We start from the raw sequence: 510 nt of genomic DNA, 5'->3' as shown, positions 1-510 counted from the left end.
GATATTGCCATACTTATATCTCCATAAATTCCATCACATACTCTACCGGCGTGTTACCGCTGGCACGGTATAAGGTTTGCTTCGGTTTCGGTGGGGTTTCCGGTGAACGCAGTTGCAGATTTTCTTCTGCCGCACTCTGTACAGTCACCGTTCTGCCTAGCGAATCAGTTTTACCCGGGATGACCTGACCATCGCCGGTGGTAATGGTGTAGGGGACATTCACCAGCGGCTTATCGCTGTGCTCACTGAGCAGGGTATAGCGGGCGGAGTAGTCAAATAGCGCACCGGCGGATTTCTTGCCGGTAATATGGTCAGTCATGGTGATGCTGACCCCTTCGATACGGATATTGCCCATCGGATCAATAACTATCTGCCCGCCTGCGTTCCCAATGATGATTTGCCCGCTTTCAGAGTGCACCGTGATATGTTTACCCACGGTAATTTGCTGGTTATCGGCGACGTTTAATTGATGGCTTTTACCAATGGAAATAGCTTGCTGACCTTTAATAG

The 510-nt window shown here is 49.8% G+C and carries 1 pseudogene; it reads right to left on the bottom strand.

Going from position 1 to position 510, the window contains the following annotated elements:
• Positions 1–13 precede the first annotated feature (13 nt).
• A pseudogene (locus EAE90_RS23390) lies at positions 14–510 on the bottom strand (type VI secretion system tip protein VgrG); the annotation flags it as partial.

The sequence above is a fragment of the Photorhabdus caribbeanensis genome (genome assembly GCF_018448885.1).
Taxonomy (GTDB): domain Bacteria; phylum Pseudomonadota; class Gammaproteobacteria; order Enterobacterales; family Enterobacteriaceae; genus Photorhabdus; species Photorhabdus caribbeanensis.
Note: the sequence above shows the minus strand (reverse complement) of the source record. Positions and strands in the feature narration are given on the sequence as shown.